Here is an 8,261-nt window from a genome sequence, read left to right as displayed (position 1 = left end):
TTGAAGCTTAGTCATAAAAAATCACCTCATCATAATTGATAAGGTGATCATACTGCGCCGTTAGACGCATTCATAGACGTTCGGTTATAGTGTGCTTACAATCATCCTTCATCTTGCTCATTTTTTGCAGAAGAACCTTTTGGTCATAAACAAAGATAGTGCTGGTGATTGCTCATCAACACTATCTTCATAAACCCTAGGAGTTACGTAAACGATGGATTACTTTTCGTCTTCACGCTTCTTCTTTTTGAAACCTAACAAACTCAACATACTCATAATACCAAGTCCAAGCATTGCCCAAACACTAGATGTTTGTTCATTGGTTTGCGGCAAAGTAACATTCTTATTCTTCATCGCATCTGAATTGGAACCATTCAAGTTGCCTACGCTAGAGCTAGTTAACTGTTGCGCTTGACCAGCTTTCACATAATTATTTTGATGTGCTAACCCAGTTTGCGAACCATTACTAGTCTCATTTGAACCAGTTGACTGGCCAGCAGTGCTGTTATTGGTACCAGTAGAAATAGTGTTGTTATTAGTCTTACCAGTACCAGTATTGTTATCTGGTTTATCGTTAGTAGTCGTGTTGCTATCAGGCTTATCGGCACCGGTATTATTATCTGGCTTATCGTTAGTAGTCGTATTGTTGTCAGGCTTATCGGTACCATTATTGTCATTAGGAGTGCCAGTGCCATTATCAGTTGAATCGCCACCAGGGACACCAGTACCATTATCCGTATCATTAGAAGGGATACTTGGTGCGACAACAGTGACATTAATTGGTTGCGCTGGGTTTTGATCCTTCTGAATTTCAACGGTACCATTGCCGTTATTCTTCAAATTGTAGCCATTCGGCACATTACCTGTAACATCAAAGTTGTTACCTGGGTTACCGACTACAGTTGTCGTTCCAACCACTGTACCGTCTGGTGTGACAAAGTTGACCGTGTATTGATTAGCATACGGAACATTATCAGTTGGTACTTTATCAATTTCGACGGGCTCTGGATGACTTAACTCGACAACATAGGTTGGTGTCTTGCCATATTGGTTAAATGTCTTGGGAGCACCAGCTAAACCATTATTGTCATTTTCACTTGGAGCATAACCTTGATTGAGTAACTCCTGCTCTTTTGCAAAGGCAGGACTGTAATCAACTGGCGCATCGGACACTCCATTCAAGATGACAGAACCTAAATCAACATTCTTGTTATCCTTGTCAATAAATTGAACTTTAATGCTTTGCGGATTAGCCGTGTAGTTGACGTAGTTCTTATCACCAGGTTTGCTATTCGGTCCATCAACGGTGATCGTACCATCTGGATTAACAGTGGCTGGGACTGTGGTCTTATCTGCTGTGTATCCAGGAACAGTTGGTATATCAACAGCGACATGATCACCGGTCTTTCCGGTAATGTTTGGCACTGTTTGATTGCCTTTATTGGAAGGAACGTCAACATTGGTCGTAACGGTATTTGGTGTATAAACCACGTTAATGGTGTTATCGCGACCAGCTGGAATCGTCACGTTGGGCGTCGTTGCGGTGTAACCCGGAACATTTGGAACTGTAACGCTAGTACCTGGATAGTTATGAACCGTAGTTGGCGTAGTATTTGGAATTGGATTTCCTTGATCATTACTTGGAACTAAGGTCGTGTCAACTTCAACATCCTTAATCTTAGTCAACTGAACAGTAAAGGTCTGAGAATGGCTAGTAAATGTTGCTGGAATACCAGTTAAGCCATTTTGTAAACCGTTCTTAGGTGTATAACCCGTATTAATAATACTTTGCTCTTTAGTAACCGCCGCACCATAGTCAACGTTGCCATCGGTCTGACCATTGAGAACAGTTGTGCCCAAAGGCGTACCGTTTTCATCGGTAAAGTTAACGGTGATTGTTTGCGGATCAGCTGTGTAGTTGACGTAGTTCTTATCACCGAGTTTGCCATCCGGTCCGTCAACGCTGATCGTACCATTTGGATTAACAGTGGCTGGCACTGTGGTCTTATCCGCTGTGTATCCAGGAATCGTTGGCACATCAACCGTGATGTGATCACCCGTTTTACCAGTGGTGTTTGGCACTGTTTGGTTACCCTTATTGGAAGGAACATCAACTGTACCAGTAACTGTATTGGGGGTATAAACCACGGTGACAACACCATTCTTCGGTGGAATTGTGGTTGTGTCAGTCGTTGGTGTATAACCTGAAATACCTGGATTATTAATAACTGTACCAGGATAGTTATTCACGGTTGCTATTTGACCGCCCGGAACTGGGTCACCATTAGACAATACTGGTGTTAAGTCAGATGTCACCTTGACATTGCTAATCTTGGTTAAGACCACTTCGTACGTTGGGGTAGCATTATCATCATGATCGTAAGCCTTGGTTGCACTGTCGAGACCGTTATTGTTACCCTTCTTCAATGTATAGCCTTGGTTAATCCAATCCTGTTGAGCCTGGAACGCTGGCGTATAATCAATGTCGCTGTCTGAAGGGCCACTTAAAATAGTGGTCCCCAAGCTAGTGCCTTGATCATCCACGAAGTGCACGTTGATCTTTTGAGTCTTCGGTGTGTAAATCACTTTGACGATGTTATCCCGACCAGCTGGAATCGTCACATTTGGTGTCGTTGTACTGTACCCCGGTACATCTGGAACGGTAACACTAGTATCTGGATAGTCATGAACCGTGGTTGGCGTAGTATTTGGAATTGGATTACCATTGCCATCACTTGGAACAATGCTTGCAGTGACCTTAACATTATTGATCTTCGACAGAACAACAACATAGGTTGGTGTCACGTTATCATTACGGTCGTAAGTCTTCGTTGCACTAGCTAAACCGTTATTGTTGCCCTTCTTCAAAGTGTAGCCTTTGTCGAGTAACGTTTGCTGCTCTGCGAATGCTGGTGTGTAATCGACGTTGCCATCGGAAACACCAGTCAATGTTGTATTACCTAATGGATTATTATCTTGATCTACAAATTTAACATTGATACTTTGTGGGTCTGGTGTATAAATCACGTTAACATTTCCATCACGGTTACCTGGAATCGTCACGTTTGGCGTGTTTGCGGTATAACCCGGAACACTTGGTGCCGGGACACTAGTGCCAGGATAGTTATGAACCGTCGTTGGTGTGATTCCCGTAATCGGATTGCCGTTGCCATCGCTTGGTACTAAGTTGACTGTCACTTTAACGTTGTTGATTTTGGTCAAAACAACAACGTAGGTTGGGGTAACGTTGTCATCATGATCATAAGTTTTGGTTGCACCGGCTAAACCGTTATTATTCCCATTTTTCAAAGTATAACCTTGGTTTAGTAACGTTTGCTGCTCTGCAAATGCTGGCGTGTAATCGACGTTGCCATCGGAAACACCAGTCAATGTTGTATTGTTTAACAGATTGTTATCTTGATCAACGAATTTAACATTGATACCTTGTGGATTTGGTGTATAAGTTACCAAGCCAGTCATGTTTGGATTATCCACGGTAATCGTACCGTCTGGATTAACAGTAGCTGGTACCGTAGTTTTATCTTTAGTGTAACCTGGTAGATCAGGTACTGAGACCTGAACATGATTATCAACGGTTCCAGACACACCCGTAACGGTTTGATTGCCCTTATTACTTGGTACTGTGACATTAGTCGTTACTGTATTTGGTTTGTAATTAACAGTAACTGACGTATCCGTCAAATCACTAGCATTCATAGCCCCTGGATATAGATTTGGTATCTGAGTTGCATTCTGATCATTAATCGTAGCGGTGTAGCCTTGAATTATTGGAATCGTTACTGCTTGATAGGAACCTGTAGCTGTTGCAACAGTGTCATTTGTAACCTTATCAGTTGACGTATTCCACTTAATCGTTTGGGTAACCGTTCCTGATGTCCGTGGCACTGAATCAGCACCAGGATTATCAATGACATAGTTAATGACTCGCTGAGTTTGCTTTGTGCCATGAACAACTGCGTGAGTTAAATGAACGGTGAAATTATCAGAATCGTCCGGTGTGATCGTGTAACTAACGGCATTAGACTGATTTTTAGCTAATACATAATCTGCCGGTACGCTGACGTTATAAGTACCAGTTTCATCCGTTTTACCGTTAATTGAATCGGTATCGATAACTTTGTTAGTTAAATCGTCAACGTAAGTTACAGTTGCTGCATTATTATCAGCGGTGTAAGTAACTGTCTTCGTATCACCAGTTGGTGTGCCAATGCCAGTTATTTCAGTCGTATTCGGCGTATAGCCAGCTACTGTTGGAATATCAGTAAAGGTATATGGCTCATCCGTTGTAGTTGTGATCGTCTTGTCAGCTGGTTTCTTCCCATCAGGAAGGCCGGTAAACGTAATCGTTGTAGTCGATTGATTTGGTGTGTACTTGACATTCTCGGTAGTATTTTGGATTGCACTAGGATTAATGACACCCGGATTGTCGCGAGCAATGCTTGATTTATCAGGTGTATATCCCGCAATAGTTGGCGCTGTTACACCCTCATAAATTGTTTGCGGCGTTGCATAAGACGTGTTGGTAACGTGATCCGTAATCGTCTTCCAATCGATCTTCTGAACAACACTAGTCGGGGCTTTACTACTGTCGCCACCTTGCATCACGTAGTTAATGGTCCGCGTGCTTTGAGCAGTACCATAGGTAATGACGTGCTTTAAATGAACAACAAGATTATCAGTATCATCAGTTGTCAGAGTAACATTCGCGGGGGTCGTGACAGTATTTGCGGCAACATAATTTGCTGGGATGGTAACCGTATAAGGAAGCATATCATCAACAAAACCGTTTAAAGTAGTTCCCGTATTAGGGACAACGTTGCCATTGTTATCATCATCAACATAGGTAACAGTAGCTGCCGCCTTTTGATTGTAAACAACGTTAATCCCAGTTAAAGCAGCCATACCATTGGCCTGAGTTGTGGAGATTTGCGGTGTGACATTAAAGCCTAATCCAGAACCCATGGTCCCGTCATCTAATTGGAGAGCTAAGCCAGATCCAGGAGCTGTTCCACCAAGTTCTTCCTTGGTCATAGTAGCTACGGACTGTGGTTTGTTCCCATAATACGTGGTAGTGACAGTAATCGTTCCATCGGTCTTATTAGCAACTAACGTGGCTGATTTAACGCCTGTAGTATTATTTGCATTTTGTGCATAATTGAAGGTAACTGACTTCAATTGTGAAGTTGGATACCCATTTACACCAGCATCAGCACCAGCACCAGGGACACTGGTATTGGCACCAAGTTGAATGTCTGGGACAGTCTTTAACGAAGTCCCAGCTGTATCTTGGACTGTGACTGGAATTTTAAGCGAATTAACGGTTAATTTCCCAACTCCGTTAATTAAGTTATCAAATAGATAGTCTGGGTTAGCCGCTGCCAAGTTAGTTAAACCTTGTTTCGAAAGTGCTACATCATAAGAACCTACTGGGGATTGAACAGCAGATAAGTCTAAATCACCATCTGCAGTATTAACCGTGTAGGTGCTGCCAGTGGTCTTTGTCCAACCGTTGGGAGCTTTCAAATTACTTGGCAACGTAACTGTCATCGTTGATGGCATAGTTGACTTCCATGTCATTTGACTATTATTTACCTTGGCTTGATTAGCAGCATTAGCGGTATCGATAACCTTTTTATACGTTGCGGTATAAGTGGTACCAGTTGCCAACGTAGTATCAGGCTTAATCGGAACTGTAGCATTCTTCTTAAAAGTTTGTTCAACTGGCGTACTAGTTTGATCAAGAATGTACTGAGTACCATCGGCAGCAGTTACTTTTTCAGGAACTACTGACAGTGGATCATAGGCATCCCCAACCATACCAGAAGTTGTAACGTCATTAGCAATTTTATTGCCAGCAGCATCTGTTAAATTGTAAGTATCTTGAACTGGAATATGCTTGATGGTGTAAGAACCAGCCCACATAGGATTATCATAAGTAGTACTAATCGTTTCAGTATTAGTTAACCCAAGACCGTTTGCAACGACTGGCACATTGGGATATTCCCCGCCGGTATCAATGGTGTATGCACCATCCGTATAAGCATTATCGTCAGTAGCATATAAAATAGCAGCATCATTTTCTACTGTCCGGTCACCAAAATTACCCGTTGTTACATTATTAATATCTGGATCAACGACTACGTTAATCGGAACCTTAGCCGTATCTCCAGTTTCGTCAACAGTCCCAAGTTTAAAGTAAAACGCTTGGCGTCCCTTATAATCAGGCAGTTGGCCAACAGTCAAATCGGTATATGAGGTTTTCGTAGTCGCAAGTGTTTGTGTAATACTACTTTTAATTACATCTACTGGGTCATCGGATTTAGTGTAACTGGTGATTTTAGTTGGATTAGTGGGATCAGTGGTTACATTTGCCACTGCTAAACCAACTGGAATGACGATAACGTTCGTAAAGTTAGTAACTTTATCCTTAGAAGTCCCAAAAATACCCAATTGTAACGTGGCTCCGTCACCATCATTAAGAATTTCACCATTTAAATTACCACCGCCACCACCAAAATTAGACAGATTTCGAACAGGCGTGTCTACTGATCCATCAGCAATAATAAGCCTTCCGGGTTGAATATTGATTAATTTAATTGGTGTGTTAGGGTTCGCTGCATTTAAATTATCTAGAGCCGTTGTGGTTAAATTAAGTGGGTAGGTATTAACCGTGCTTTTGTGAACGGCAGTAGTATCAAAATAGCTAATTGGTACATTGTAAACAATATTTTCTGTACTCGTATTGTTATAATTAACCGCCCAATCAGACGGAATCGTTTCATGACGAGAAATGCTCACGGTAACAGTGGCTGGTAGACTAGTATCAGTAGTCCTCATTCGAACAGTACCAATACCTAATTTAGTATTATTTTGAATTTGAAAGTTACCAGCAGTAACATTGCTAGCAACAATATTATAGTTAATGTTGCTTGTGTTTAATTTTTGTAGTCCTGCTGCTGTAAGATTAACCGTATACGTTCCCGCTTCCTGGCTATCAACGTTGGCTTGAATATCACCAGAAGCGATGGTGACAGTGTATGTGCCATCAGCATTAACCGTCCAGTCAGTTGGGGCTTTTAACCCCGGATTAACTTTAACCTTAAAACTAGTTGGATCCGTCGTTGCATCATTATCGTAAAGTTTAGAAGTATTTTCAATTGCTACTGAACCCGTTACAACCGGTGCTTTAGTAATCGTTAATTTACCACCAGTCACGTCAGCACTGCTTACAACCAGGTTCTGTTTCTGGTTAGCTTGAACAGCATTAAGCCGTGCCAAGCCATTAGTACTTAGCGAAATATCGTAAGAACCAACGCTTTGATCGATTTTAGATAAATCAATATCACCGGAAGCTGTGGCGACTTGATATTCATCCTTATTGCCGGTAACAAACCAGCCAGTAGGAGCGGTTAAATTATCAGATAATTTAACATTAAGCGTTGCTGGCGTAGCACTTGTACTGTCATAGATCTTCGTGGCATCTTCGACTGTAGCTGTCACAGCCTGGGTTGGATCTGCTGGTGCTGGAACTTGAGTCGTAGATGTATCAGCAGAAACTGCCGTAATGGCCTGTGGTGTCCCAGTTTTAGCATACGCGGCTGCTGCGGCAGTCTTAGCTTGGTCAATCGTATTTTCATCAGTCACATCGCCCAGATTAGTTGTCTGAACATTGTTTGTGTTAGTTTGTGTTCCCTTACCAGTAGGTACAGCAACTGCCGTTGGCACAGTTTTCACTGCAGCTTCAGGAACTGCCTGCGCGGAGCTTTCAGGAGCTGCATTAGTTGCATCTTCACTTACAGGCTTTACCGCCGTTTGAGCAGTTGTTTGTGAAGTATCCGCTTTCATATTGTTAGTAGTACCTGTCGATTGCGTTTGAGTTCCAAGACCAACGCTTTTACCCTGTAAATTATTCTGTTGTGAAGACACCTCATCAGTTGCTGGGTTCGTTTCAGTTGGAGCATCCGCGTAAGCATTTTGCTGTCCGCCAAACGCGATACCTGCACCTAACGAAACCGTGAAAAGCCCGGCAAATAGCCATCTTCTCCCCACCTTATACATTTTAAAGTGTTCTTTGACCTGGCCACTATCTCTCAGTACCCGTTCGTGTTGCTTTTGCATAACACGCTTTGTCAATTATATTACCCCCCGTAAAATTTAAATTTACCTCAGACATTCTCCCTTCGATAAAATATCTAAAATAAAAGTTAACCACATTAACTAAATATCAACTAAACATCATG

The 8,261-nt window shown here is 42.1% G+C and carries 1 protein-coding gene; it reads right to left on the bottom strand.

Annotated elements, in window-relative coordinates; genetic code table 11:
- Nucleotides 1-219: 219 nt before the first annotated feature.
- A complete protein-coding gene (locus tag FFM73_RS06705; protein WP_137631005.1) occupies nt 220-8,154 on the bottom strand; it encodes a mucin-binding protein in 7,935 nt (2,644 codons plus the stop codon).
- Nucleotides 8,155-8,261: the final 107 nt, after the last annotated feature.

It is taken from the genome of Secundilactobacillus hailunensis (assembly GCF_005405185.1).
In the GTDB taxonomy this organism is placed as follows: domain Bacteria; phylum Bacillota; class Bacilli; order Lactobacillales; family Lactobacillaceae; genus Secundilactobacillus; species Secundilactobacillus hailunensis.
Note: the sequence above shows the minus strand (reverse complement) of the source record. Positions and strands in the feature narration are given on the sequence as shown.